At 59.4% G+C, this 25,068-nt stretch carries 23 protein-coding genes; 16 read left to right on the top strand and 7 right to left on the bottom strand.

Going from position 1 to position 25,068, the window contains the following annotated elements; genetic code table 11:
- From QF010_RS18915 to QF010_RS18960, 10 genes are read left to right on the top strand one after another with little or no spacing between them, the layout of a single operon-like run.
- Entirely contained in the window at positions 1-546 is a 546-nt protein-coding gene (locus QF010_RS18915) for a PilN domain-containing protein (protein ID WP_429533676.1), read from the top strand.
- A complete protein-coding gene (locus tag QF010_RS18920; RefSeq protein WP_033058844.1) occupies positions 533-1,081 on the top strand; it encodes a type IV pilus inner membrane component PilO in 549 nt (182 codons plus the stop codon). Before QF010_RS18915 ends, QF010_RS18920 begins: the two co-directional genes overlap by 14 nt.
- Positions 1,081-1,602 (top strand): hypothetical protein, encoded by a 522-nt coding sequence (locus QF010_RS18925; RefSeq protein WP_429533677.1) that lies wholly within the window; start codon positions 1,081-1,083, stop codon positions 1,600-1,602. The genes QF010_RS18920 and QF010_RS18925 overlap by 1 nt, the downstream gene beginning before the upstream one ends.
- Positions 1,599-3,434 (top strand): secretin N-terminal domain-containing protein, encoded by a 1,836-nt coding sequence (locus QF010_RS18930; protein WP_429509260.1) that lies wholly within the window; start codon positions 1,599-1,601, stop codon positions 3,432-3,434. Before QF010_RS18925 ends, QF010_RS18930 begins: the two co-directional genes overlap by 4 nt.
- 2 nt (positions 3,435-3,436) lie before the next feature.
- A complete protein-coding gene (locus QF010_RS18935) occupies positions 3,437-3,910 on the top strand; it encodes a type II secretion system protein (RefSeq protein WP_033058840.1) in 474 nt (157 codons plus the stop codon).
- Between the two features lie 4 nt (positions 3,911-3,914).
- Complete coding sequence (locus QF010_RS18940) at positions 3,915-4,289, top strand: type II secretion system protein (RefSeq protein ID WP_033058838.1); 375 nt, start codon at positions 3,915-3,917, stop codon at positions 4,287-4,289.
- Positions 4,264-4,800, top strand: a complete 537-nt coding sequence (locus QF010_RS18945; protein ID WP_033058836.1) for a type II secretion system protein — start codon at positions 4,264-4,266, stop codon at positions 4,798-4,800. Before QF010_RS18940 ends, QF010_RS18945 begins: the two co-directional genes overlap by 26 nt.
- A 4-nt stretch (positions 4,801-4,804) precedes the next feature.
- The gene (gene csgE, locus QF010_RS18950; RefSeq protein ID WP_429509261.1) at positions 4,805-5,197 is read left to right on the top strand and encodes a curli production assembly/transport protein CsgE; all 393 of its coding nucleotides are present in this window, start codon (positions 4,805-4,807) and stop codon (positions 5,195-5,197) included.
- Positions 5,194-5,628 (top strand): curli assembly protein CsgF, encoded by a 435-nt coding sequence (locus QF010_RS18955; RefSeq protein WP_033058833.1) that lies wholly within the window; start codon positions 5,194-5,196, stop codon positions 5,626-5,628. The genes csgE and QF010_RS18955 overlap by 4 nt, the downstream gene beginning before the upstream one ends.
- A gap of 32 nt (positions 5,629-5,660) precedes the next feature.
- Positions 5,661-6,527, top strand: coding sequence for a CsgG/HfaB family protein (locus tag QF010_RS18960; RefSeq protein WP_033058831.1), 867 nt, complete (start codon positions 5,661-5,663; stop codon positions 6,525-6,527).
- 746 nt (positions 6,528-7,273) lie between these two features.
- Here the strand turns inward: QF010_RS18960 and QF010_RS18965 are convergent.
- Genes QF010_RS18965 through QF010_RS18975 form a run of 3 tightly spaced genes read right to left on the bottom strand, consistent with a single transcriptional unit; the run spans position 7,274 to position 9,813 of the window.
- Positions 7,274-8,059: a hypothetical protein gene (locus QF010_RS18965; RefSeq protein ID WP_033058829.1), complete on the bottom strand. Its 786-nt coding sequence runs from the start codon at positions 8,057-8,059 to the stop codon at positions 7,274-7,276.
- Positions 8,060-8,104: 45 nt separating this feature from the next.
- Positions 8,105-8,488, bottom strand: coding sequence for a hypothetical protein (locus QF010_RS18970; RefSeq protein WP_050482833.1), 384 nt, complete (start codon positions 8,486-8,488; stop codon positions 8,105-8,107).
- Positions 8,488-9,813, bottom strand: coding sequence for a hypothetical protein (locus QF010_RS18975; RefSeq protein WP_429533678.1), 1,326 nt, complete (start codon positions 9,811-9,813; stop codon positions 8,488-8,490). Before QF010_RS18975 ends, QF010_RS18970 begins: the two co-directional genes overlap by 1 nt.
- Positions 9,814-10,367: 554 nt before the next feature.
- Between QF010_RS18975 and QF010_RS18980 the strand changes: the two genes are divergently transcribed.
- Entirely contained in the window at positions 10,368-10,694 is a 327-nt protein-coding gene (locus QF010_RS18980) for a DUF6124 family protein (RefSeq protein WP_429509265.1), read from the top strand.
- 62 nt (positions 10,695-10,756) lie between these two features.
- Here the strand turns inward: QF010_RS18980 and QF010_RS18985 are convergent, their stop codons facing one another.
- Genes QF010_RS18985 through QF010_RS19000 form a run of 4 tightly spaced genes read right to left on the bottom strand, consistent with a single transcriptional unit; the run spans position 10,757 to position 16,310 of the window.
- Complete coding sequence (locus tag QF010_RS18985; protein ID WP_429533679.1) at positions 10,757-12,136, bottom strand: curlin; 1,380 nt, start codon at positions 12,134-12,136, stop codon at positions 10,757-10,759.
- 27 nt (positions 12,137-12,163) lie between these two features.
- Entirely contained in the window at positions 12,164-12,625 is a 462-nt protein-coding gene (locus QF010_RS18990; RefSeq protein ID WP_429533680.1) for a curlin, read from the bottom strand.
- 59 nt (positions 12,626-12,684) lie between these two features.
- On the bottom strand, positions 12,685-14,928 hold the full coding sequence (locus QF010_RS18995) for an Ig-like domain-containing protein (RefSeq protein WP_429533681.1): 2,244 nt from the start codon (positions 14,926-14,928) through the stop codon (positions 12,685-12,687).
- A 35-nt stretch (positions 14,929-14,963) separates the two neighbouring features.
- Complete coding sequence (locus tag QF010_RS19000) at positions 14,964-16,310, bottom strand: hypothetical protein (protein ID WP_429533682.1); 1,347 nt, start codon at positions 16,308-16,310, stop codon at positions 14,964-14,966.
- A gap of 280 nt (positions 16,311-16,590) precedes the next feature.
- On the opposite strand from QF010_RS19000, the gene QF010_RS19005 reads away from it, so the two are divergent.
- From QF010_RS19005 to QF010_RS19025, 5 genes are all read left to right on the top strand, one after another.
- Positions 16,591-18,039, top strand: a complete 1,449-nt coding sequence (locus QF010_RS19005) for a sensor histidine kinase (RefSeq protein ID WP_429533683.1) — start codon at positions 16,591-16,593, stop codon at positions 18,037-18,039.
- Between the two features lie 185 nt (positions 18,040-18,224).
- Entirely contained in the window at positions 18,225-21,032 is a 2,808-nt protein-coding gene (locus QF010_RS19010; RefSeq protein ID WP_429533684.1) for a multicopper oxidase domain-containing protein, read from the top strand.
- Positions 21,033-21,049: 17 nt separating this feature from the next.
- Positions 21,050-22,072 carry an SCO family protein gene (locus QF010_RS19015; protein WP_429533685.1) on the top strand — a complete coding sequence of 341 codons (1,023 nt, stop codon included), beginning with the start codon at positions 21,050-21,052 and terminating at the stop codon, positions 22,070-22,072.
- A 102-nt stretch (positions 22,073-22,174) separates the two neighbouring features.
- Positions 22,175-23,668 carry an ATP-binding protein gene (locus tag QF010_RS19020; protein ID WP_033058815.1) on the top strand — a complete coding sequence of 498 codons (1,494 nt, stop codon included), beginning with the start codon at positions 22,175-22,177 and terminating at the stop codon, positions 23,666-23,668.
- Positions 23,637-25,067 (top strand): sigma-54-dependent transcriptional regulator, encoded by a 1,431-nt coding sequence (locus tag QF010_RS19025; RefSeq protein ID WP_033058813.1) that lies wholly within the window; start codon positions 23,637-23,639, stop codon positions 25,065-25,067. The genes QF010_RS19020 and QF010_RS19025 overlap by 32 nt, the downstream gene beginning before the upstream one ends.
- Position 25,068: the final 1 nt, after the last annotated feature.

A 25,068-nucleotide genomic window follows, 5' to 3' on the forward strand; every position in this document is an offset into this window, starting at 1 on the left:
ATGCGCGCCCTGATGCTCGACTTCCAGCCGCGCCGTCGCTCGGGCCCTTTGGGCTGGAGCCTGCTGGTCGGTGGCGTGGTGCTGACGCTGACCTGCGTGCTGGTGCAGCAGCACCTCAGCGAACAGGCCGCGCAACAGCAAGGCCACTTGCAAACCACTCAGCGCGTACTCACCGGCGACACGGGCGGCAAGGTCAGCCTGACCCCGGCCGAAACCCGCGAACAGGCGCACAACCTGGCCGAGATGCGCAAGGTGTCCCAGCAATTGCGCCGGCCTTGGGAGCGTCTGTTCGCCATGCTCGAAGCCATGCCCCGGGACGACATTGCGTTGTTGACCCTGACCCCGGATGCCCGCAAAGGCCAGGTGCGAATCAGCGCCGAAGCGCGGGATCTGGAAGCCATGCTCGACTTCCACCGCCGCCTCGAAGCCAGCGACGAGTTGTCCGATGTGTCGCTGCTCAGCCACGAAATCGTCGCGAACGTGCCGGAACACCCGGTGCAATTCAACCTGTCGGCTAGCTGGGAGATTGGCGATGCAAATCCCTAGATTGATCGTCCACGAATACCTGCAAGGCCTGGGCATTCCCGGCCTGGCAGGGCTGGCGATGTTGCTGCTGGCGCTGGTGTATGGCCTGGCCGGCCTGTTGCCGGACTGGCAGTCGCTGCAAACGCTTAGCCAGCAGACGCGCGAAGCCGGTGAATACCTGGCCAAAGTCGAAGACGGCAGTATCGCCGCGCCGGTGGTGCCGCAACGTCAGCTGGATGATTTCCGCAGCAAGTTGCCGTCCCAGCCGCAGGCCACCGTCGCCATCGACAAGATTTACGCGCTGGCGGCTCAGGAGCACATCACCCTGGCCCGTGGCGAATATTCCCTGGGCATCGACCCCAAGACGCACCTGGCCCGTTATCAGATTCTGCTGCCGGTGCGCGGCAGCTACCCGCAACTGCGGCGCTTCCTGCATGCCTTGCTCGGCCAGTTACCGGCGGTGGTGGTGGAGGACGTGGAGTTCCAGCGTAAAAAAATCGTCGACACCGACCTGACCGGGCGGATCCGCATGACCCTTTACCTGTCGAGGTCATGATGAATATCAAACGCGTAGGGGGGTGGGTGGCGTTCTTCGGCGTGGCGGCGGCGCTGACCTGGTTGCCTGAATACTTCACGTCGTCGTCCGAGGAGGGCGATGTTTCGGTGGCCGCCGTGGCCACCCCGACCCAAAGCAAAATCCGTGGTGCGTTGCCCGCCGCATCCGCCGGTAAAACACCGGCAGAGGTCAAGGACCTGAGCCCGGTGGGCGACCTGTTCGCCGCCCGCAGCTGGAAGGTTGAGCCGCAGGTCGCCAGCGTCACCGAACAACCCGTCAACCTGACCCAGGTGGTGCAAGTCCCCACGGCTCCACCGATGCCTTTCCAGTTCATTGGCAAGCTGAATGACCGTTCCGACCTGCAAGTGTTTTTGCAGAACGGCGAAAAAATATACGTCGTGCGCAAGGGGGATGTGATCGACGACACCTGGCGGATCGAGGGGATTTCCGACGTGGAACTCAGCTTCGTCTACCTGCCTCTGCATTTGTCTCAGACTTTGTCTGTGGGGAGCACGCAATGAACAGAACCCGTTTGCTGATGAACCTTTGCCTTTGTGCAGGACTGGCCGCGTGCAGTTCGGCGCAGGTTGCCAAGCAAGAGGCGACCGACCTGATGGAGTCGGGGCAATACGAAGCTGGCCTGGCCCGCATCGAGGAAGGGTTGAAGGAAAACCCTCGCGACACCGAGCTGCACCTGGCCCTGAACAGTGGCCGTGCCCGTGCAGTGACGGCGCTGTTGACCCAGGGCGACATGGATCGCGCCCAGCGTGATTTTGCTTCTGCCCGCCAGGCTTTCAGCCGGGTATTGACCATCGAACCGAACAACCGCCGTGCCCAGGACTCGCTGCGCCAGCTCGATCACATGCGCAGCCTGGATGAAAAACTCGAACTGGCCCGTGGCGACCTGCGTCGCGGTGACATCTACGGTGCCGACCGCCAGGTGAAACAGATCCTCGAACTGGACCCGACGAATGAAGGGGCGCTGGAGCTGCAAAGCGACATCCGCTTGGTGCAAAGCCGCAACGTGATTCCGTATCCACAACTGCGGACCCGACTCGATCGGCCGGTGACCCTGGAGTTTCGCGAAGCCAACCTGAAGACCATCTTCGAAGTGCTGTCGCAGGTCGCCGGTTTGAATTTCATCTTCGACAAGGACCTGCGCCCGGACATGAAAGCCACCATTTTCGTGCGTGACGTGCGCATCGAAGACGCGGTGGAACTGCTGCTGCAACAGAACCAGCTGCACCAGAAAGTGGTGAACGAAAACACCTTGCTGATCTACCCGGACTCACCACAGAAGCTCAAGGATTACCAAGAGCTGGTGATGCGCACCTTCTACCTGACCAGCATCGATGCCAACACCGCGCTGAACATGATCAAAACCATGCTCAAGACCCGCGATGTGTTCGTCGACGAGCGCCTCAATACCCTGACCATGCGCGACTCCGAAGACGCTGTGCGCATGGCTGAAAAACTCCTGCAATCGCAGGACCAGTCCAACCCTGAAGTGGTGCTGGAAGTGGAGGTGATGGAAGTCGCCACCCAGCGGATTCTCGACCTTGGCCTGCAATGGCCGAACACCTTCGGCGTGGTCAACAGCGACGGCTCGGCCGTGACCCTGCTCGATCAACTCAAAGGCATCAACTCCAGCCGGATTTCCATCTCGCCGTCGCCGCAGGCCAAGATCAACGCCCAGGACAATGACATCAACACCCTGGCCAGCCCGGTGATTCGCGTCAGCAACCGCGAACAGGCGCGCATCCACATTGGTCAGCGCGTACCGATCATCAGCGCCACCTCGGTGCCTTCGACTCAAGGCCCGGTGATCACCGAAAGCGTCACCTACCTCGATGTCGGTCTTAAACTTGAAGTACAGCCGACCGTGCACCTGAACAACGAAGTGGCGATCAAAATCGCCCTGGAAGTGAGTAACGCCACGCCGCTGGAACCGACCCGCCAAGGCACGATTCCGGTTCAGGTCGACACCCGCAACGCCCAGACCACCCTGCGTCTGCATGACGGCGAAACCCAAATCCTCGCCGGCCTGATGCGCAACGACCATGGCGCCACCGGCAACAAAATCCCTGGCCTTGGCGACATTCCAGGTCTAGGCCGTTTGTTCGGCAGCAACAAGGACACCGTCGGCAAGTCGGAGCTGGTGCTGTCGATCACGCCGCGGATTGTGCGCAACCTGCCGTACCAGAGCCCGTCGGACATGGAGTTCACCACCGGCACCGAAACCAGCATGCACATCCAGGCGCCGGACCGCCGCATGGAAACGCCGATCCAGAACGAACACATCGATCGGCCGGTGGCTTCCACTTCCACCACTGTTGTCGTCAAGAAGCCTTGATCATGAACGCCTCGCAACGTGGTTTTACCTTGATCGAAGTTGTGGTGACGCTGGCCCTGATCGGCCTGCTGGCCGGCATGGCCGCGCCGCTGACCGAGACCGTGGTGCGTCGGGGCAAAGAGCAGGAATTGCGCACGGCGCTGTATCAGATTCGCGATGCCATCGACGCCTACAAACGTGCATTCGACGCCGGCTACATCGAGAAAACCCTGAACAGCAGCGGCTACCCGCCGAACCTGCAAGTGCTGGTGGACGGTGTGCGCGATGTGCGCAGCGCCAAGGGGGCCAAGTTCTACTTTTTACGGCGCGTGCCGCATGACCCGCTGACGCCGGTCAAGCGTGATGACGAAGGTGGCTGGGGCATGCGCTCCTACGACAGTACGGCTCAAAACCCGCGCGAAGGTGAAGACGTTTTTGACGTCTATTCCAAGGCGCGCGGCAAGGGGCTCAATGGCATCGCTTACCGGGAGTGGTGAGATTATGCGTCGGGAAAAGGGTTTTACCCTGCTGGAACTGATGGTGGTCATGGCAATTATCGCCACCCTGATGACGATCGCCTTGCCACGCTATTTCACCAGCCTCGAGGTCTCGAAAGAGACCACGCTGCGCCAGAGCCTGTCGGCCATGCGCGAAGCACTGGATCACTACTACGGCGACACCGGGCGCTATCCCGACTCCCTCGAGCAACTGGTCGAGCAGCGTTACCTGCGCAATCCGCCGATGGACCCGATTGCCGAACGCAAAGACCTTTGGGTGCTGGTGGCGCCGCCGGACGGCGTCCCGGGCGGAGTCGCCGATATCAAAAGCGGGGCCACAGGGAGGGCGCGGGATGGCAGCCTTTATTCCGAGTGGTAAGCCCTCGAACGAGGCCGGGTTCACTTATCTGGGCGTGCTGTTTCTGATCATGCTGATGGGCCTGGGCCTGGCCAGCGCCGGCGAGTTGTGGTCCACCGCGTCGCGCCGTGATCGTGAACGTCAGTTGCTCTGGGTCGGTACTCAATACGCTCAGGCATTGCGCAGTTATTACCGCAGTTCACCTGGCCTGGCCCAGTACCCGAAAGAACTGGCGGACCTGTTGCAGGACGAGCGTTTCCCATCGCCCAAACACCACTTGCGCAACCTCTACCCGGACCCGATTGGTGGCGGCGAATGGACATTGATGCGCGGGTTCGACGGGCGCATCACCGGCCTCAACAGCCCCTCCACGGACACGCCGCTCAAGCAGGCGGATTTCCCCAGTCAATGGTCGGACTTCACCGGTATGGCGAGCTACAAGGACTGGCAGTTCGTGGCCGAGAAAGCCTTCCTCGATGGCGCGTCCGCGCCCAAAGGCCAATCCAATACGCCTCAGGCACTGGGGCAGTGACGCCATGAACAGACACTGGCTGCCGGCCCTGGTCCTGATGCTGATGACGTCCTTCGTCTCGGCCGCCGAAGAAGACGAAATGCTGGGTTTTATCGTCGACGACACGATCTCGCACATCGGCCACGACTTTTACTACTCGTTCAGTGAACGCCTGCGCGCCACCAGTCCGATGGACTTCAACCTGGTGGTGCGTGAACGACCTTCGGCACGCTGGGGTAGCCTGGTGACCGTGGAATATCAGCAACGCCTGGTTTATCGGCGCTTCCTGCCGCCGAACACTGTGGAGTTGAAGGACGAGGCCTATGAGGCTGCCGATCTGGTCCGCGTGCAGATCGTCCAGCGCAGGCTGGAAGCCTTGTTGCAGGACACCACCGACCTTGAGAGGGACGAACTATGAGTACTGGAACTTTCTCGAAACGCACGGGCATGTGGTTGTTGGGTTTCTGGTTTGCAGGGGCAGGCAGCTGTGGGCTGGTCCAGGCCACGGAGCTGGTCTACACGCCGATCAACCCGTCGTTTGGCGGCAACCCGTTGAACGGGACCTGGTTGCTCAACAACGCCCAGGCGCAGAACGATTATGACGATCCTGACTTGAAGAACCGTACCGGCGCGGCCGGCACGTCGGCCCTGGAGCGCTTCACCAGTCAACTGCAATCACGGCTGCTAGGGCAGTTGATGGACAACATCTCCGCGGGCAATGCCGGGAGCCTGACCACTGACGCTTTTGTTGTGAACGTCATCGACGACTCCGGTGCACTGACTATTGAAGTGACCGACCGAGCGACCGGTGAAGTTTCCGAAATCCAGGTGAATGGCCTGGCCCCTTGACGGGGACTTGGATCGATTGGGGAGTTAAGGACATGAAAAAAATAATAGCGCTGGGGCTGATGTTGGCGGCATTGCAAGGGTGCAGTTTGCGCGAGCCGGTGGGGGCTGAGCAGGACACCGAATCACCGACCCTGACACCTCGGGCGTCGACCTATTACGACTTGCTGAACATGCCACGACCCAAGGGGCGGTTGATGGCGGTGGTGTATGGCTTCCGGGATCAGACCGGGCAGTACAAACCGACCCCGGCCAGTTCGTTTTCCACCAGCGTGACCCAGGGCGCGGCGAGCATGTTGATGGATGCGTTGCAGGCCAGTGGCTGGTTTGTGGTGCTGGAACGTGAGGGGCTGCAGAACCTGTTGACCGAGCGCAAGATCATTCGCGCCTCGCAGAAAAAGCCGAATACGCCGGTGAATATCCAGGGTGAGTTGCCACCGTTGCAGGCGGCCAATTTGATGCTTGAGGGCGGGATTATTGCCTATGACACCAACGTGCGCAGCGGCGGGGAAGGGGCGCGGTATCTGGGGATCGATATTTCCCGGGAGTATCGGGTGGATCAGGTGTCGGTGAATCTTCGTGCGGTGGATGTGCGCAGCGGGCAGGTGTTGGCCAATGTGATGACCAGCAAGACGATTTACTCTGTCGGGCGCAGTGCGGGGGTGTTCAAGTTTATCGAGTTCAAGAAGTTGCTGGAGGCTGAGGTCGGGTACACCACGAATGAGCCGGCGCAGTTGTGTGTGTTGTCGGCGATCGAGGCGGCCGTTGGGCATTTGCTGGCGCAGGGGATTGAGCGGCGGTTGTGGCAGGTGGCCGGGGACAGTGCTTCGCCGGATAACAATGCGACGCTTGACCGCTATTTGACTCAGAACAAGGTTGTGCCTGAGGGTGAGGAGGAGTGAGCCGAGGCGGCCTTACAGCCGACCAGTCTCCCCCGGATGTACCCAGATCAACTGTGGGAGCCGAGCTTGCTCGCGATGGCGGCCTGACAGCCGACCAGCCTCCCCCAGGTGTACCCAGTCCAACTGTGGGAGCGAGCTTGCTCGCGATGGCGGCCTGATAGCCGACCTGTTTCTTTCAGGTGTACATATCCATTCCTGCGGTAACGGCCACTTACGGTTTCGCTCTTACAGCGAGTCACTTTTTCAAACGACAAAAAGTAACCAAAAGTCTTCGCCCCAAGCGTCCGGCCCCTCGCTGAGGCTCGGCGTTCCTTCGTTCCGGTATCCATCCGGGGACACTGCCCTCCGGTCTGCTGCGCGACGACCTACATGCAGCGTGTTCGACTGCGTCGAACGGCGCTGCGCGCCACTCCCCGGATGAACACCTCCACTCAGCCTCCCGACGGGGCGGGCAGATCAAAATCAAAAGCCAGATCAAGAGCTGCAGGCGAGCTAACGCTCGGCCTGTTGAGTGGTGAAGGGCGGAGTGTGCGCCGATTCGTTGTGGGAGCTGGCTTGTCGGGTCTCCGCATCGCTGCGAAGGCGGCGTGACAGCCGACCTATTTCTTTGAGGTGTACATATCCATTCCTGCGGCAACAGCCACTTAGGTTTTCGCCCTTGCGGCTAGTCCTTTCAAGGACTTCGCGTTTTAGCGGTCTTTAGTATCTGGATGAAAAAATCTAGATATGCGTCTAAGCGTTGCGTGTTAGCCCAGTAGTCCAGTGACCTTCCCCAGACCCCAAAGTGCTACCAAACCGAAGAATGAACAGGCAGTAAATTTCTGCGAGATTTCGATCCATCGTCGAAGATGGCCAGGAAACGTCTTAACGGCTTTTATCACCTGGGCATCACTGCCAAAAACAAAATCGCTATCTGGTGCCAGCATCAAAGAAATGTGAGTCAAGCGGCGGAGGCGACCGAGTACCCCATCACCCAACACCCGGCGGTTGCGGCCGATGAAGTATGAACTCTCAAGATAGGATTCGAATTCCTCAAGCTTGAAAAAAGAGAGTCCGGCGCGCAATGACATAGCCATTAAAAAGACGATCGCGGAAGCAGCCCAAGCTGCAGTGAAGGCTAACGCCATTTCACCCATAGGATTGGAGATGGTCCAAATTAAGTTCAAATATCCGTCGCATACCCACCAAAACAAGATGATTCCAAATGCGATAAATATTAAGGTTCTCGGGATGACGACCCATCGCTTCAGCTGCGTTGGCAAAAGCTCCGCCTCTCGAAAGGACTCATGATCAAACATGCAAAAACGATTGGGTGTGCCCATTAATTCACCAATTTCCCTAAGTCGCCTCATTCGATCAATCGGGCCATTTCGAACATTTGATCGAGCGCGCCTCCAACCATAAGAACTGAAGTGTTTTTCAATGTGATCGAGCTTGAAATAGGCGGCGTACAAAAGAATCCCTTGGCTGATAAAAATTAATAAAAACATACCCATACCTAAGATAAGAGAAATGTCTTTGGCTTCATTCATGACTGTAGGGACTCGTATTGGGGCGTAGAATTAGCTGCTGGTTCTTCATTTGAGTAGGCCGGTGTATTTCCCATATAACCAAAGAACCACCACCGCACCTGTAACGAAATAGGCAATATGAAATGGATACGCTGCCCAGCGCTTAAGCCTTTTAGGTAACCGTTTCACTTCTTCAACTGATAAGGGTTCCTGGCGCTGAATTTTTTTAGACGAGATTAAAGCGCTGATTGCGGCCAGACGAAAAATTCTTCCATGATGCCCCTTGCCCCACGTGAGGCGGTTGACGCATATGGAATCCAGTTGTTTGAAATGCTTTTCCAGCGCTTCGAGTTTTGTGTGAGCAGCATAAAAAATGATAACTACGTCGAAGAGGCTCAGCAGGATAAGTGCTCCCCAGACCCAGGCGAGTGTTGTTCTAGTGAGTTCCATTATTCAGAGTGCTCATAGAGTTCTTGCCCAATCAGTTCGCTGCCGTCGGTCATCAGCGTTCCGGTTCCGGTGGCGCCTACCGCGCCGGCAACGAGTACACAAACGAGTTTTCCGAGTCCTTTTACTTTTGCACACACAGCGGTGCCTATTTTCGAGCCTGCTGCACCCCCGGCAACAGCTCCGGCTGTACCGCCCACCATTTTTGCGCCCTCAACAAATTTCATTTGCTTGCATTCATCCTCGCGACCAGTAGTGCATACCTCGTGAATTTTTAAACTGGATGCGCCTAACTGCAGACCAATCCCGACATAACCACCAGCTTTGATATATTTTGCCGCTCGTGAGACACCCTCAATGTTCGTTGCGTACCCAGGCAACTGTGTTGGTGCCCCAGCCTTGTCCCAACGATGAATGGTTCTGCGAGTTGATAACCCCAAGGCTCGCTTGAGTTTCGGGTGATCCGCAATGCCGGTGCCTTTGCGTACGAGTGACCCAAGGCTGGCATCAAGCTTCGCCATAAGTCGTTTACGTTTGGAAAAAAACTCTGGCGAATGCAGATTGCGGTACTGGCGATATTGTTGCTGATGCAGCTCCTCCAGTTCTCTGAGGGCATTTTTCAAGCCCTCCAGATGCTGCCCAATCATGAACGACGCCACACCCAACGATCCCGCCGACACCTCCAGAAACGGCTCAATCACTTCATGGTGTTCAACCATAAACGAAGCCTCTTCATCACTCAGATCCTTGAGCGCCTCGTTGACCTTCTCGGCAGCGATCATCATCTGTGCCTCTTCACGCCGGCACATGTAATGCCGTGAATCGCTGAATATCACCATTTGCCCCGGTTTCACCCGCTCGCCGAGATGGCGATTGAGCGAACGAAATTCGCGACGCAGTGCATCACTTGGCGAGCTCTCGTACAGCGAGCGTTCCAGCGCCTCAAGACTCATGGGCTTTTCAATTATGTGAAATCCGGACTCCGCCGGTTTGGGCTGCGTGAAGGCGTGATCTTCGATCAGATGTTGCGCTGGTGGTGGTTCGGGTTTGGACTTGAAACCATTCCATGAACCGCCACTGTTATCCAGATTGACGCGAGGCGTGACCATTACCCAATCGCCGTTGCTCACGGCCTGAATCAGTTTTTGCTGGTGGGCGGCTTGCATGTAGTTGGAGCTGTTGGCGCCCACTGCATTCAGTAGGTCGTCGAAGCCTTGCAAGTCGTATGGGTAGTTCAGGGCCTGACGAAGAGCATCGGCAGCTTGATGGCTGTCGAGTACTTGGCCGCTCTGGCCGGCGAGTTGGAGTTGGGGGATAAGTTTGGTCACGCTTTGTGCCCGGTCCTTGGAAACGGGGCACTTTGGCGATAGGGCTCAGGAGTGGATGCCGGGGGATTCTGTTTGGCTTGTAGGGGAAGTCCGAATTTTTCTCGGTGTTTGGGGGAGGGTGGTTTGTCAGTAGGTTATTGGCTGAATGACAGGGCCAATCGCGGGCAAGCCACGCTCCCACAGGGAATGTGTGCTGTTTCGAGGGGTGTGTTTAATGGCGTTTAGCGTTACTTCCTGAAAGCTACGGATCCTTGCGCCGTTGCCTACGACTACGCCAGAATCCGCCGGCTTGTGCGCTTTGTACCTGGTCTTTATCGTTTTCGGGCCGCTGAATTCAACGGCCGGGTTTAGCGACCCGGACTATCCAAAGTGCATCAGTGCTCCAGACTTTCTTGCAGACTTTTGATGTCTGCAATTACGTTATGGTGGCTGTATGCGGGAGATCTTCGGGTCTACCGGGTGCCTTTGGCCGGTTCGCTAACCTGCATACAGTCGCCACCCTTACTTGTTTAGCGACAGGTTCTGGTGGCGCTATTTTCCAAAGGAGCTTCACCATGTTCAAACCCACACCCAATCCCCCCGAATCAGAAACCGAAAGCACTACCGCCGCCCCCCACCTCAACCCCGCCATTATCAAAAACTCCGCCCCGCACAACCCAAGCAGAATGTTCGCTATCGCCCCGGACATCGACACCGAAAGCCTGTTGGCCCACGCCTGTGAATCGTTGGCTTCGGCGAGTGTCATGGCCAGTGATTTTGCGGTGTTTGTGGAGGGGCCACAGCGCAGCATGTTATTGGGCATCCAGCAGGTCATCATGCTGGCCGACCTGGCGGTGAATCGGGCGATGGATAATATTGATCCGCAAAACTCACCCATGTAGCTGATCGGCACAGACAAAAAAACCGCGACCCTCCAAGGGCCGCGGTTTTTTATGCAGTGCGATTATTGCTGCAGCACAGTCGCCTTGTTGTCAGTACCCATCTGCTGCACGGTGGCAGTCTGGGTCATGCCACTCTGAGTGACAGTGGCAATGTTGCCGGTGCCGCCCTGAGTGACGTAGGCCACGTTCAGGGTGCCGGACTGGTCGAAGTTGGTGGTGTTGCCGATGCCGGTGCTGCTGCCCTGGGCCAGGTTGGTGGTGCCGCGCTGGTCGGCGATGAGGATGTTGTCGCTGCCGTTCTGGTCGAAGTACAGCTCGTTGTAGTTTTCGGCCTGGGTGACGGTGGTTTTGTTGCCGTAGCCGGTCTGGTGGGTCGTCATCACGTGGCCGATGCCGTCCTGTTTGAAGCTGGCGGTGTTGTTGGTGCCGTTCTGGTAGACGGTTGCACGTTGGTTGCTGCCGAACTGGCCACCCTTTTGCGGGCCTTTCCAGTCGCTGGCGTAGACCTTGTTATCGCTACCCACGGAGGTGGCGTTCAGCACATGGCTGTCGCCCTTCTGGTAGGTGAAGTGCACGTTGCCGGTGCCTTGCTGGTACAGCGCCAGGACCGAGCCGACCGATTCGAACTGGTCAGCGTAGATCGCGTTGAGGTCGCCGACTTGCAGCACCTGGGCGACGTTGTTTTCGCCGAAGCTTTGGTCGACCACGGTTTCGTTGGTTTGCCCGTACTGGTTGACGGTGGCCGCGCTGGCGGTTTGCCCGCCTTGCCAGACTTCGGCGCCGTTGAAGTCGCCGAACTGGTTAATGTTCACGGTGCCGCCATTGCCATCGCGCTGGTCGCCATAGGCGTAGTTGCCTTCGCCCGACTGGTTGAGGTTGATCTGGCCACCCATGTGGGCGATCTGTTCGGCGGTGGCGTAGTTGGCGGTGCCGTACTGGATGATCACGGCGTTGTTGGCAGTGCCCAGTTGGATCTGTTCGATATTGGCCTCGTTGCTGTCACCCAACTGGAAGGTTTGAGCTTGGGTGCCTTCCTGAGTGTCCTGATAAATGAACGAGAAGTTGCCGCTGCCATGCTGTTGTTGCAGCGCTTCGTTGCCGCCCACGCCTATCGACTGGCTGGCGTGGCTGGTGTTGGTGCTGCCGACCTGTTGCTGGGTGATGGTGTCGCCATTTTCGAACAGTTGCTCGGCGTAACCGGCGTTGTAGTCGCCGTGTTGATCCTGGGTGATGGTGCCGGTGGCGTTGTCTTGCACCGCGGCGGCATCGTTACCCTCGCCGAGTTGTTGTTGGGTGGCCGTACTGTACGGGGCTGCGGTCTGTTTCACGTCGGCGATGTTGGCTGTACCGACCTGGTCCTGGGTGGAAACGCTGTCGTCGGCCATCGCCTGGGCACTGATCAGGACCAGGATGGTGGCGGTGAGGGGCGTCAGTTTGAACATGATGAAACCTCCATGTGGTGCAGTGCTTTAGCGGGATTGTTTGACCGAAACGCTCATGCCGTTTCCGGACTGGGTCACGGCGCTTGAAAGCCCCGTGCCGGCCTGATCGATGCTGGCGTCGTTGTTGTTGCCGTTCTGGGAAATCTGCGCGCGGTTGTGGCTGCCGGTCTGGGTGATCGAGGCGGCGTTGCCGGAACCTTGCTGAGTGATCATTGCCATCAGGTCGCTGCCTTGTTGCAGGATGTAGGCTTCCTGATTACTGCCCGACTGGACGATGCGACCGAGCAGCGACTGGCCGTTCTGTTGCAGCAGCGCAACGTTGGCCTGGCCGTTCTGATCGATCAGCGCTTGCTGGCCAATCGGTGGTGGTAGCTCGCCGAGGTCGCCACCGGGACCCACGTCATCGTTTTCCATCAAGTCATCGGCGCGCACACCCGCACTGCTGCAAAGCAGAAGCAGGCAGAGCAGGGCGGCGGTCGAGGTTTTCATGGCTGCGTCCTTTGCAAGAGACCGGCCCCACCCACCGTATCGGCGGGTGGGGCGAGGGCTCAGTTGGAGGTCACCGAGACCGTGCGCACGGTGCCTTGGGACGAGGTGATGGTGGCTGTCGGGTTCGCCGATGGAATCACCGTAGTGGTGTTGTTCACTGTCAGCCTCCAGCGACCGGTCGCCGCTACCGTGGTGGTGCCCAGGGTTGCCAGCCCGGTCGGAGTCGAGACCCTGATGGTGATGGTGTTGCCGGTGACCACCGATGAAGTCCCTGCAAAGTCCCAGGTGAAACGGTTATTGGAGCGAGCCGACACCGTAGCCGTGGTCACCGTGAAGGTTTCCGCAGCAGGCCTTGGCGAGACTTGCACGGTGACCGTGGCCGGTGTCGACAGGGCGCCGAAGCTGTCCCGGGCGATGTAGGTGAAGGTCGTCGTGAAGGCCGTCGTGACCGTGGCCGGTGGGGTGTAGGTGATCACCGTGCCGTTGCTGCTGACCGTGCCTCGGCCGGCCGCAGGTTGGGTCAGGCTGGCGACCGCCAACGGCACGTTGCCTTCCGGATCGGTGTCGTTGGCCAACACGTTGATCGGTATCGCCACGCCCAGTGTCGCGACGGCGTCGGCGACTGCCACCGGTGGCCGATTAGGCGCCACGGTGATGGTCACGGTCGCTGGGGTAGTCGAAGCCAGGCCTTTGATGTCTTGAGCCTTGTAGGTGAAGGTCGTGGTTAACGGCACAGTGACTACGGCGGGCGGGGTGTAGACCACCGCAGTGGTGCCGCTCAACGCCACGGTGCCTTGGCCTGCGGCCGGTTGGGTCAGCGCGGTGATGCTCAGCGGTGTGTTGCCGTCCGGGTCGCTGTCGTTGGCCAGCAGGTTGAGGGTGAGGGGCACGCCGAAGCTGGTATTGCCGGTGTCGGCAACGTTTACCGGCGCCTGATTCTCGCCGCTATCCGGTGCGGTACCGACGACCACGACAGGCTCGGTATCGCTGCCACCCGCGGCGGATTTGACCGTCACAGTGGCGGGTGGTTGAGACAGATCGGCGACGGTGATTTTTTGCAGGGTGCCGGTTTTTGACAGACGTCCGTAACCCTGCGCGACCATGTCTGGCACCGCCACTTCGTCAGTGGACGTGGCCTCGATCAGCAGGCTGTGATTGCTCCAGTTGTAGCGAGCGGTCTGGATTTTCACCAGGTCAACGAGTTTGCTCGAGACCGCCGTAGGGCGGGTGGTGCCGGCCGGGTTGGTGGCGGTGAGCACCACGACCGGGGGCACGGGGCCGCTGAGCAGATGTTGGCCGAAGTACAACCCGGTGCCGTCACCCACCATGTTGGTCAGGCAGGGTGAAGGCGGTGGGCCTGACACAAGGGCGAGGGTTTCGCGGAAGCACAATGTAGAGCTGTTGTCCGCTTTGCCAAAGACTTCGACCCGGGTGCTGGTACCGGTGCCCGAGGTGATGCGACGGTAGGTTGCACGGCTAAGGTCGACATGGGTTTGCGCACGATTGTCGAGGACTTTACCGGACAGCGTGAACAGGTTGCTCTGGATCGTCCCGGCCGGGCCCTGAATGCGCACAAAGTTGGTGTTGTTGGGGCTGCCGGTGACTTGTTCCGTGAGGTTCGGGTCGCCGACGAAGGTTTCGATTGCGCCGGTGTCCGGGTTCACTTCGGTGTAGGGGCCGTTGACGCTGCGCAGGAATGGCCCGATAGCACCGTTAAGTGCCCCGCTGAAATTCCCTGGCGCACCGACGCCGATGTCTCTGGTGATGTTGATTGCACGACGACCGGGTGTGGTGACATTGACCGTTTCCACGCCATAAGGGTGAGTAATGGTGTAGGTTCCGGCGACGGGTACGTTGATCCGCATACGTATCCGCGCAAAGCTGATTTGATCGCCATCGAGCGGATTTCCGCCGGCAAAAGCGGCTTCTATCCCGGCCACGTAGGCGTCCATTCCATAGCCAGCGGCGTTGTTGGGAATGTTGGTCTCGGCGAGGAACCAGAAGGCTTCGTCTGGCCAGTTATCCGGGAACACCATCGGCAGGGTGTCGTCGAAAATGCCCGGTGCCGGCAGCAGGGTACACATGTAGGCCGGTGGCGTGGCCGCCGGCACTCGCGAGCTGGTGGCCCGGGACTGGCACAGTTCCATCGACAGAAGATTGTTGTCCTGATACCACATCGGGAATTTCCCGGTAGCGAAGGTGTAAGGACCGGGGTCAACAGCAGCGAGTTGCGCGAATGCACTGCCGGACAGCGATAGAGTCAGTCCCAGTGCGTTGAGCGCCAGGCGTGGCCAATTGTTCATGATGCCTCCTGATGAGGATCTGGGCATGTGAGCGTTCATTGCACGATGACCACTTCTTCGGTGTCGCTGCCGCCATTGGATGACGTCACTCGAACCTTGGCGGGTGGTATCGGCGAGATGCCGGTGGCCAGGGATTTCACTGCGCCATCGCCACTGAGGGCGCCAATGGCGACACCGGTGCCAGAGGTGGCAGTGAGCACCGGTGGCGAAGTTTCGTCGCTGGTCGAGGCCACGACCGTTATTTGCCCGGTGCTGAGGCTGTATTCGGCACGTGAAATCACCACCAGGTCCGTCAGGGGCATGGGTAAGGTGGTCGGTGTGCTGCTAGCGATGGCCAGGTGGTTGTCGGCGGTCACTTGCAACGTGCTCGGCAAGCTCGGGTTGGTCGAAGACTGCGCATACCAACTGCCGGTGGTGTTGGCCTCGGTAAGGTTCAATACCGGGTTGTTGCTGTCCAGAGTCACTTTGGCCGGTGGCGGCGGGGCCAGGACGAACACGTCTTGCTGGGCCACAGGAGCGCTGGCGCCGGGTTTACGCGAGTAGGTGCTGCGCTGGGTAATCATTGGCGTCGGCCGTGCCATTGTCGCCAACTTGCCGGAGATGGCCATCACCGTAGTGCGCAAATCCAGCCCGTTGGGTCCTTCAATGCGGATGTAGTTGGTATTGAAAGGGCTGCCGGTGAAGGCTTCCACCAGGTTCGGGTCGCCGACGAATTGCTCGGCTGAACCGGTGAGCGGATTGGTCTCGGTGTAGGGGCCATTGATGCTGCGCAAGAACGGCCCGACATCGCCCTTGAGGGCACCGTCGTAGGTTTTCGGCACGCCGATGCCGATGTCCCGGGTCATGTTGATCGCCCGACGCCCGGGGGTGTCGATGTTGAAGACATCGACGCCGTAGGGGTGGGTAATGACGTAGGTGCCCGCGGTCGGTACATCGACCCGTATGCGGATGCGGGCGAAGCTGATCTGGTCACCTTCGATGGGGTCGCCACCGCTGAAGGCAGCTTCAACGGCGCTGACATAGGTCAGGTCGATTCCTCGGGCTGCGTCGACGATGGTGCCGTCGCCGGTGAACCAGAACGCCTCGTCGGGAAAGTTGGTCGGGAAGACGAGCGGTTGCGCGTCGTCGAAAATCCCGGGTGCCGGAAGCAAATTGCACATGTACGTCGGTGCGCCCGGTGCGCTGGGCACTCGCGAGCTTACGGCCTTGGACAGGCAAAGCTCAAGGGTTCGTCCATGAGTGTCCTGATACCAGGCGGCGAACGAGCCGTTGGCTGGCACGTAGGGGCCAGGGTCGACGGCAAACAGCGCCGCCTGGGCGACGCCTTGGGCCAGTGCGCTAACGACCAGGGCGGCCGCGGTTTTGGACAGTAAAGGGTGCATGAGTTAAGCCCTCTATATCGGAATGCCTGCCCCATGGGGACGGGTCAGTTGCGAGGGTTCGGCAACTTCCATACCAACCGGCGAAAACGGCCGGCAGAGGCCCGAGTCATGGGCGTGTCACTCACAAGCGGCATCGGAGCGCGGTTTTTGGGCGCGGGCCACTGTCCCCAGGATTGGGGGTAGATGGGGATGAGGAAGAAGGGGGGGGACGAGACCCAAGGTCGGGCAAACGACCCTGAGTGGGCTATAACCCTATAGGGGATTCGTCGGGGACACGTCCATGAACATGCCTACTCAAACACTCCAGGCCGAGGGGGGTGATATTCGCCTGAGCTCGCGCAAGCAGCCGTTCAATTTACTGCGCTGGTTTTCGCTCATCAGCATGGCGGTGATTGGCACGGTTGCGTTGGCGTTGGGGGCGGTGTCCACCCGGTTTGTGATTACCGAAAGCGTGCAACGCGATGCGTTGTTGACGTCCCAGTTCATTCAGGCGATTGCCTTGGTCGAGGTGCGCCACGTATCGATTCCCAACGTGCGGACCATGGGCGAGCTGCTCGATCCGCGTAACGACAAAAACGTTTCCGACGTCGACCCGCTGGCCCGCGCCATTGCCCGGGGCGAATTCCTCGACCATATCGAGCACTTGCCGGATGTGATTCTGGCCAACATCTATGCCCCCGACCGCAGGGTGATCTGGTCGACCAACCCGGCGTTAATGGGCACCACGATCCACGCCGACGAAGACCTGGAGAAAGCCTTTGCTTCCAGGGTTCCTGTGTCGGCCAGTTATCACGATGTGGACAAGAACCGCCTGGAACAGAAGTTCGTGACGCCTCCGGAATACATCTTCATCGAGAACTACATTCCGTTGTTCGATGCCGACGGCGACAAAGTCACGGCGATGGTCGAGATCTACAAGGAGCCCAAGGACCTGATCAGCCGCATGGAGCGAGGCCTGGTGTTGATCTGGCTGGCCACTGCGCTGGGCGGCGGGCTGATTTACCTGGGGCTGTACTGGATCGTGCGCCGGGCGGCCAATTTGCTGGCCACGCAACAAAAGCAACTGATCACCAACGAAACCTTTGTCGTCCTGGGCGAGATGTCGTCGGCGGTCGCCCACAGTTTGCGTAATCCGCTGGCGACCATCCGTTCAAGCGCCGAACTGGCGCTGGAGTTCGACAGCGGCCCGGCCCACAAGAACATCAACGACATCATCGGCCAAGTGGATCGCATGTCGAAGTGGGTGAGGGAGCTGCTGCAATCCTTGCGTCCGCTCAACGATGACGCCGAGCCTGTCAATCTGGTGGCGGCGCTGCATGACAGCCTGATGGCCTTCGAGCATCAAATCGCCAAAGCCTCTGTCCATGTGGTGTTCGACCCGAAGCTGACGCCCATGGTCCTGAGCCAGCAGGTGCAGTTGACACAGATCCTCAACAGCTTGCTGGCCAATGCACTGGAGGCCATGGGCAAGAGCGGCACGTTAACCATCACATTGGAGCCAACCGATTGCCGTGGCCTCAGCGTGGTGGTGAGCGACACCGGCAAAGGCATGAACGAAGAACAGCGCAGCATGGCCTTCCGGCCGTTTTTCACCACCAAACAAGGTGGGCTGGGTGTCGGGCTGGTGCTGGTCAAACGGATCATGGAGCGGTTTGGCGGTGCGGTGACCCTGGAAAGCCGTGAAGGCGAAGGCACGAGTGTCCGTCTGTCGTTCAAATTGGTCCCCTGAAAACGGGTGTGAACTTTCCCCGTTAGCGGGTGTCATTCCCCAGTCGTTCCCCCGCTAATGGCATGTTGATGTTGATAAGCCATTGTTTTGACAAGTATTAATACTTTCGTAAAAACCGGTAACAACTCTGGCGAGGTCCTTGCACCACCCCCATTACCCCCTTCATAACTTCGAGGCGGCTGGTGATGGACAGAAAAGCGCGGTACCCCTTCAAATGGTTCGGCCTCCTGACGCCTCTGAGCGTTCTTCTGACAATGACGCTGGGCACAGCGACTCTGCGCGCCAGCCCCATCGACGACGAGCGACAGCCAGAACCTTCTGACCCCTCGGCTTACCAAGATGAACCGGCTGACAAAGCGGCGGCGTTGAACGCCATTTTGACCATGCCCGAGGCTAATCTGGATTCCTTCGATTTGCCGGGTGGCGTCAAAGGCAGCAAAGACACCACGCGGGTGGAAAACATCCTGCCGCCGACGGTGCAGACCAGTTTCAACTACCCCACCAACGGCAAGCCGAGCCCGCTGTATGGCGCTCAGCCGTTTACTCAGCAGTTGGTGCTGTTCGAAGAATTCGGCCCGGAAAAACTCGACCCCACCACGCCGGCGGCGCCGTTGGGTTTTCCACCGCCGGCCATCGGCCCGTTGCCACAGCAGGACCCCACCAGTGCAGCCCGCAGTGCGCCACCGAGTGCGGCACTCGACGCCTTTCTCCGTCAACCGGGGCTGACACCGTTCCCGAGTCTGTACTCCAACGTGGTCGACCGTAACCCGTGGCAGAAGCAGATCGAATTTTTCCTCAACCGCCGTATCGGCTCTTCGGCTGAAGGCCGTCCGCCAGGAAAAGGCTGGTCGCACCAGCGCTGGAACGAGTTTTACCCGCAGGCCGCCTACAAGACGGTGCAAACCGGCGCACGGTTGAATACCGGTTTACGTGACAGTCGTCAGATGCACCGCTATGCCGTGGGCGAGTTTGGCCCAGGCGGCCTCTATCACAACGTGGCTGGCATACCGGCGACCGATGGCACCGCCAAGGGCGTCGATGCGCGTTTCCACCCGAAAATGCCGGTGCAGAACCACAACTCTGTCTGGACCTTTGACGGCACCTTGCCGCCAAAATTGTTGATGGTGCGTTACGGGCAACCCACGTTAATGCGTCATTACAACGGCTTGCCGATCGACCCGTCGGCGAACATGGGGTTCGGTTTGCACACCATCACCACCCACGAACACAACGGTCACACACCGGCGGAAAGCGACGGTTATGCCAATGCGTTTTTCTTCCCCGGGCAATTCTACGACTATCGCTGGCCGATCCAGTTGGCCGGCTACGACAGCATCAACACCAAGGCTGAAGACCCGCGTGCAGCCTTTCCGTGCGCGCCGGGCGAAACCCTGTGGACCAACGACCTTATCCCCAGCCGCAAGACCTGCAACAACGGCACGATCAAGATCCGCGGCGACTGGCGCGAAACCATGAGCACCCACTGGTTCCACGACCACATGCTCGATTTCACCGCGCAGAACGTCTACAAGGGCAACGCGGCGATGATGAACTACTACAGCGCCCTGGACCGCGGCAATGAATCGGTGAATGACGGCGTCAACCTGCGCTTTCCCAGTGGTAGCGCCTTGCCTTGGGGTAACCGCGACTATGACGTCAACCTGCTGTTTGCCGACAAGGCGTGGGATAAAAACGGTCAACTGTGGTTCAACCCGTTCAATACCGACGGCTTCCTTGGTGATCAGGTGCTGGTCAACTGGCAGTGGAAACCGTCCCTGGATGTGCGTGCCCGAAGCTATCGGTTCCGCATGCTCAATGGCTCAGTGTCGCGCTTCTTCAAAATGGCACTCGTGCGCGAGATCAAGGGCACCAGCGGGGAGTTCCAAGGGCCGGCCGGGTCGGGAGTGTCGTATGCCCGTGTGCCGTTCCACATGATTGCCAACGACGGCAACATCATGGAACACAGCGTGCCGTTCGACGGCAGCATGGACCTGGATGCCGACGGCGATAAACAGAATCACAACGCGATCCTGCCAACCCTGGGCATCGCCGAACGTTTCGACATCATCGTCAACTTCTCGAAAAACGGGGTCAAAGCGGGCGACAAGCTGTTCTTCGTCAACCTGCTGGTACACGAAGACGGCAAGGGCCCGGAAGAACCCGTCTCCCTGGCTGACGTGCTGTCCGAGAAATACAAGGCGGTCATCAAGCAAACCAGCAAGGGGCCGAAATGGGAAGACGGTGACCCGGCGGTCGGCAAGGTGTTGCAACTCAACGTCAAGGCGTACACCGGCCAGGACCTGGCCATGGACCCGGCCGCTTATGAACCGGCCAAACCGGGCAAGGCTGAAGGCCTGGTGATGATCCCGTTGAAGATTCACCGCGACAACATCGCCGACAAGGCGCTGCTGGCCAAGGCCCGTCACCGCACCTTCACCTTCGGCCGTTCCGATGGCACTGATGAAGCACCGTGGACGGTCAAGACGGATGGCGGTTTCGGTTTCCACATGGACCCACGGCGTTTGAACGCTTCGACCCAACTGGCCAGTGGCCCCACCGATGCCGGTGCCACCGGTTTCGGCACCCTGGAAGTATGGAACATCAAGCTCGGCGGCGAGGGCTGGAGCCACCCGGTGCATGTGCACTTCGAGGAGGGGATCATCCTCAGTCGCGGCGGCAAGGCGCCACCGGAATGGGAAAAATGGGCACGCAAGGACGTGTACCGCATCGGCTCGGAAAAGGATGGCCTGGACAGCGTCGAGATGGCGATCAGCTTCCGCGAATTCGCCGGGACGTACATGGAGCACTGTCACAACACTCAGCATGAGGACAACTCCATGCTGCTGCGCTGGGACATTGAAAAACCCGGGCAATTCCAGCTGATGCCGACACCGCTGCCGAGCTGGGATGGTGTGCGCTACGTGAACTCCGCCGCGCTGCCAACCTTCCGCACCGGTGACGGCTTCGGCCCTAAAGTGGTGGTCAAGCCATGAACCGCGAGGGAGCCGACATGAAACTGCATACGCCGCGCTCCCGCGCCCTGGGCATGCACCTGGTGTTGATGCTGGTCACCTGTCTGCTGGCCAGTCGGGTGCTGGTGGCTCATGAAGTTGCTCCGTCGGGTTCAGCGTCACCGACGGAGTCGGCGACACCCTGGGGCGGCGATTACTTCCCCAACACCTTGCTGACCGATCAGGACGGTCGGCAGGTGCGTTTCTTCGATGATTTGATCAAGGACAAAGTGGTGGTGATCAATTTCATCTTCACGTCATGCAGCGACTCTTGCCCGCTGGAAACCGCGCGCCTGCGTCAGGTGCAGAAGTTGTTGGGGGACCGGGTCGGCCAGGACATTTTTTTCTATTCCATCAGCATCGACCCCTTAAGCGATACACCTGATGTGCTCAAGGCCTACGCACAACGCTTCAAGGTCGGGCCGGGCTGGAAGTTTCTCACCGGGGAATTTGCCGACGTCACCGAACTGCGGAAAAAACTCGGGCTGTTCATCGAAGGCGTCGATAACGGGCGCAGCAAGGACCACAACCTGAGCCTGATTGTCGGCAACCAGACCACGGGCCGATGGATGAAAGCTTCACCTTTCGAGAATCCGTGGATTCTGGCCGACCAGTTGGCCAACACGCTGCACAACTGGAAACAGCCCAGTATTGAAGAAAACTACGCGGATGCGCCCGATATTCGTCCGCCGAGCAACGGCGAAGAACTGTTTCGCACCCGTTGCGCATCGTGTCACAGCCTGGGTCCTATGGACGGGCAGGGCCTCGGCATGCGCAGCATCGGCCCGGACCTGGTCGGCGTCACTCGCCTGCGTGATCCGGCCTGGCTGAGTCGCTGGATTCGCGAGCCGGACCGCATGCTGGCGGAAAAAGACCCGATCGCCATGGAGCTGTTTGAACGTTTCGACAAAATCCCCATGCCCAACCTGCGCCTGGATGAGAACGCGGCGCAGTCCATCCTGGGTTTTTTGCAGGAAGAAACCGATCGTCAGCAACCGCTACAGGCGGCGCAAACGCAATAGCGGCTTAATACTACATTGGGGCCGTCAGTCTCGATCAATGCCACCTACACTGATCCGAAACGCGGCTGAAAAGGCTTGATGCAAGGCAACCGGGAAGGTCCTATGCAGATACCAGAACAACAAAAAACACCTGCGTCGACGATGTCGGCAGCAGAAAGCAAGGGCTGGCGGGGACAGTTCAACTTGCTGCGCTGGTTTTCCCTGGGCAGCTTTTTCATCATCGCCGCCGTGGCGCTGGGGTTGGGCTACGTGTCCACGCGTTTCGTCGTCGATGAGAGCATCGAGCGTGATTCCATGCTGACTGCGCAGTTCATTCAGGCCATTGGTGATGCAGAAATTCGCCATGCCGGCATCCCGCTGCAAAGAACCATGGGCGAAATGCTCGATCCGCGCGATGACATTGCCTATCCCGACGTAGATCCGGCGGCCCGTGCCGCTGCCCGCATAGAGTTTCTCGATCATGTCGAACACCTGCCGGACACGCTGTTGGCGGTGGTGTACGCCCTGGATCGCACCGTGGTCTGGTCGACCAATGCGAAAATGATTGGCATGCGCGTCGAAGGTGATGAGGAACTGGACGAGTCTTTCGAAATGAAGGAGCCCGTGTCCACCAGCTACCACCAAATTGATGAGGAACGTCCCGAGCAGCAACTGCTGCGCGAGCCTGAATACCTGTTCATCGAGAACTACATCCCGATGTTCAATGCCGACAAAAGCAAAGTGATCGCCATGGTGGAGATCTACAAGGAACCCGCGGACCTGGTGGAACGCATCCAGCGTGGCTTCAAATCGATCTGGCTGGCAACCCTGCTCGGCGGCCTGGCCATCTACCTCGGACTGTTCTGGATTGTGCGGCATGCGGCCACGCTGCTGCAGAGCCAGCAGAAACAACTGATCAGCAACGAGACCTTCGTCGCGCTGGGGGAAATGTCCTCGGCGGTGGCCCACAGCTTGCGCAATCCGTTGGCCAACATTCGTTCCAGCGCCGAACTGGCTCAGGAAATCGCCAGCCAGAATGCGCAGAAGAACATCGGCGACATCATCAATCAGGTCGACCGCATGTCGCGTTGGGTCCGGGAGTTGCTGGTGTCATTGCGACCCGTGAACGACGACTACGAAACGGTAGACCTGGTGCTGGTCATCGACGACACGTTGAGTGCCTTTGACGCGCTGATCAAACGCTCCGGCATCGACGTGCGTTTCACCCCGCAGAGTTGTCCGCCGGTCATCAGCCAACAGGTGTTGCTCACGCAAATTCTTAATAGCCTGTTTGCCAATGCCCTGGAAGCCATGCCCAAGGGCGGCGTGCTGAGCATCGATATCGAAACGCCGCAGCCGGGACTTGTGCGCATGACCCTGAGCGATACCGGCAAGGGCATGACCACACAGCAACAACAAATGGCCTTCAAGCCGTTTTTCACCACCAAACAAGGAGGGTTGGGCGTGGGCCTGGCCCTGGTCAAAAGAATAATGGAGCGTTTCGAAGGCTCGGTCGAACTGACCAGCCAAGAGCAGGAAGGAACCCGCGTCTGTCTCAATTTTAAAGTGGCAACGGGAGGGGTATATGGAGCACAGCATTCTGCTGGTCGAGGATGATGAACTCCTTGCCGAGAATATTCAGACCTACCTGGAGCGTAAGGACTTCGAGGTGACGGTCTGCCACTCGGCTGAGGACGCGCTGGACCAATTGGGCACTTTCGTCCCGGACGTGGTGCTGACCGATAACTCGCTGCCGGGCATGAGCGGTCACGACCTGATCCAGAAGCTGCGCATCAGCGCGCCGGATCTGAAAGTGATCATGATGACCGGCTACGGCAACGTCGAAGACGCCGTGGTGGCGATGAAAGAGGGCGCTTTCCATTACGTCACCAAACCGGTGGCGCTGCCGGAGCTCAAGCTGCTGCTGGACAAGGCCCTGGCCACCGACCGAATGGAACGCACACTGTCGTTCTATCAGGAGCGCGAAGCGCAGAAGTCAGGGGTGCAGGCATTGATCGGCGAATCGGCACCGATGCAGTACCTCAAAAGCACCATTGGCCAGTTGATCGACGCCGAGCGGCGCATGGCCAATACCGATCTGCCTCCGGTGTTGGTGGAAGGCGAGACCGGCACCGGCAAGGAACTGGTGGCCCGTGCGTTGCACTTCGACGGCCCGCGCAGCAAAGGCCCGTTCATTGAATTCAACTGTGCCTCGATTCCTTCCAACCTGGTGGAGTCGGAGCTGTTCGGTCACGAGAAGGGCGCCTTCACCGACGCCAAGGACCGCCGCGTCGGGCTGGTGGAAGCGGCCGATGGCGGGACGCTGTTTCTCGATGAAGTCGGCGAGATGGACCTGTTGCTGCAAGCCAAACTGCTGAAGCTGCTGGAGGACCGGACGATCCGCCGGGTCGGCTCGGTGAAGGAGCGCAAGGTCGATTTGCGGGTGATCAGTGCGACCAACTGCAACCTCGAACAAATGGTCCAGCAGGGCAAGTTCCGCCGCGATCTGTTCTTCCGTTTGCGGATCATCTCGATCAAGGTGCCGCGCCTGTATGCCCGCGGTGCAGACATCCTGTTGCTGGCCCGGCACTTCCTGGCGGTCCACGGCAAACGCTATGGCAAACCGAACCTGCATTTCAGCGATCAGGCCGAGGAATTGCTGCTCAGCTACAGCTGGCCGGGCAACGTGCGCGAGTTGCGCAACATGCTTGAGCAAACCGTGCTGCTGGCCCAGAGCGACACCATCGCCGCCCATCAATTGAACGTGTGCCTGAGCCTGGTGGATGAGCCACTGGTGTTCCAGCAAGAGCCGCAACACTACGAACCGCGTCCGGTCTACAACGGCACCGAGTCCATGAACCTGCCGGAAGTGGAACGCGACATGGTGCGCAAGATGCTCGACAAGACCGACTGGAACGTCACCAAGTCCGCACGGCTGCTGGGCCTGAGCCGCGACATGCTGCGCTACCGAATCGAGAAGCTCGGCCTCGCGCGCCCGGAGAAACGCCAGTGGTAGG

Origin of the sequence: Pseudomonas silensiensis, assembly GCF_050434865.1 — a bacterium.
GTDB lineage: Bacteria > Pseudomonadota > Gammaproteobacteria > Pseudomonadales > Pseudomonadaceae > Aquipseudomonas > Aquipseudomonas fluorescens_W.

Coding starts and splice junctions, on each gene's coding strand:
- QF010_RS18995 (WP_429533681.1), bottom strand. CDS start 14,928: ATGAACAATTGGCCACGCCTGGCGCTCAACGCACTGGGACTGACTCTA.
- QF010_RS19020 (WP_033058815.1), top strand. CDS start 22,175: ATGCAGATACCAGAACAACAAAAAACACCTGCGTCGACGATGTCGGCA.
- QF010_RS18970 (WP_050482833.1), bottom strand. CDS start 8,488: ATGGAACTCACTAGAACAACACTCGCCTGGGTCTGGGGAGCACTTATC.
- QF010_RS18925 (WP_429533677.1), top strand. CDS start 1,081: ATGAATATCAAACGCGTAGGGGGGTGGGTGGCGTTCTTCGGCGTGGCG.
- QF010_RS18915 (WP_429533676.1), top strand. CDS start 1: ATGCGCGCCCTGATGCTCGACTTCCAGCCGCGCCGTCGCTCGGGCCCT.
- QF010_RS19015 (WP_429533685.1), top strand. CDS start 21,050: ATGAAACTGCATACGCCGCGCTCCCGCGCCCTGGGCATGCACCTGGTG.
- QF010_RS18955 (WP_033058833.1), top strand. CDS start 5,194: ATGAGTACTGGAACTTTCTCGAAACGCACGGGCATGTGGTTGTTGGGT.
- QF010_RS18945 (WP_033058836.1), top strand. CDS start 4,264: ATGGCAGCCTTTATTCCGAGTGGTAAGCCCTCGAACGAGGCCGGGTTC.
- QF010_RS19000 (WP_429533682.1), bottom strand. CDS start 16,310: ATGCACCCTTTACTGTCCAAAACCGCGGCCGCCCTGGTCGTTAGCGCA.
- QF010_RS18980 (WP_429509265.1), top strand. CDS start 10,368: ATGTTCAAACCCACACCCAATCCCCCCGAATCAGAAACCGAAAGCACT.
- csgE (WP_429509261.1), top strand. CDS start 4,805: ATGAACAGACACTGGCTGCCGGCCCTGGTCCTGATGCTGATGACGTCC.
- QF010_RS18940 (WP_033058838.1), top strand. CDS start 3,915: ATGCGTCGGGAAAAGGGTTTTACCCTGCTGGAACTGATGGTGGTCATG.
- QF010_RS18930 (WP_429509260.1), top strand. CDS start 1,599: ATGAACAGAACCCGTTTGCTGATGAACCTTTGCCTTTGTGCAGGACTG.
- QF010_RS19005 (WP_429533683.1), top strand. CDS start 16,591: ATGAACATGCCTACTCAAACACTCCAGGCCGAGGGGGGTGATATTCGC.
- QF010_RS18990 (WP_429533680.1), bottom strand. CDS start 12,625: ATGAAAACCTCGACCGCCGCCCTGCTCTGCCTGCTTCTGCTTTGCAGC.
- QF010_RS18985 (WP_429533679.1), bottom strand. CDS start 12,136: ATGTTCAAACTGACGCCCCTCACCGCCACCATCCTGGTCCTGATCAGT.
- QF010_RS18920 (WP_033058844.1), top strand. CDS start 533: ATGCAAATCCCTAGATTGATCGTCCACGAATACCTGCAAGGCCTGGGC.
- QF010_RS19010 (WP_429533684.1), top strand. CDS start 18,225: ATGGACAGAAAAGCGCGGTACCCCTTCAAATGGTTCGGCCTCCTGACG.
- QF010_RS18935 (WP_033058840.1), top strand. CDS start 3,437: ATGAACGCCTCGCAACGTGGTTTTACCTTGATCGAAGTTGTGGTGACG.
- QF010_RS18965 (WP_033058829.1), bottom strand. CDS start 8,059: ATGAATGAAGCCAAAGACATTTCTCTTATCTTAGGTATGGGTATGTTT.
- QF010_RS19025 (WP_033058813.1), top strand. CDS start 23,637: ATGGAGCACAGCATTCTGCTGGTCGAGGATGATGAACTCCTTGCCGAG.
- QF010_RS18960 (WP_033058831.1), top strand. CDS start 5,661: ATGAAAAAAATAATAGCGCTGGGGCTGATGTTGGCGGCATTGCAAGGG.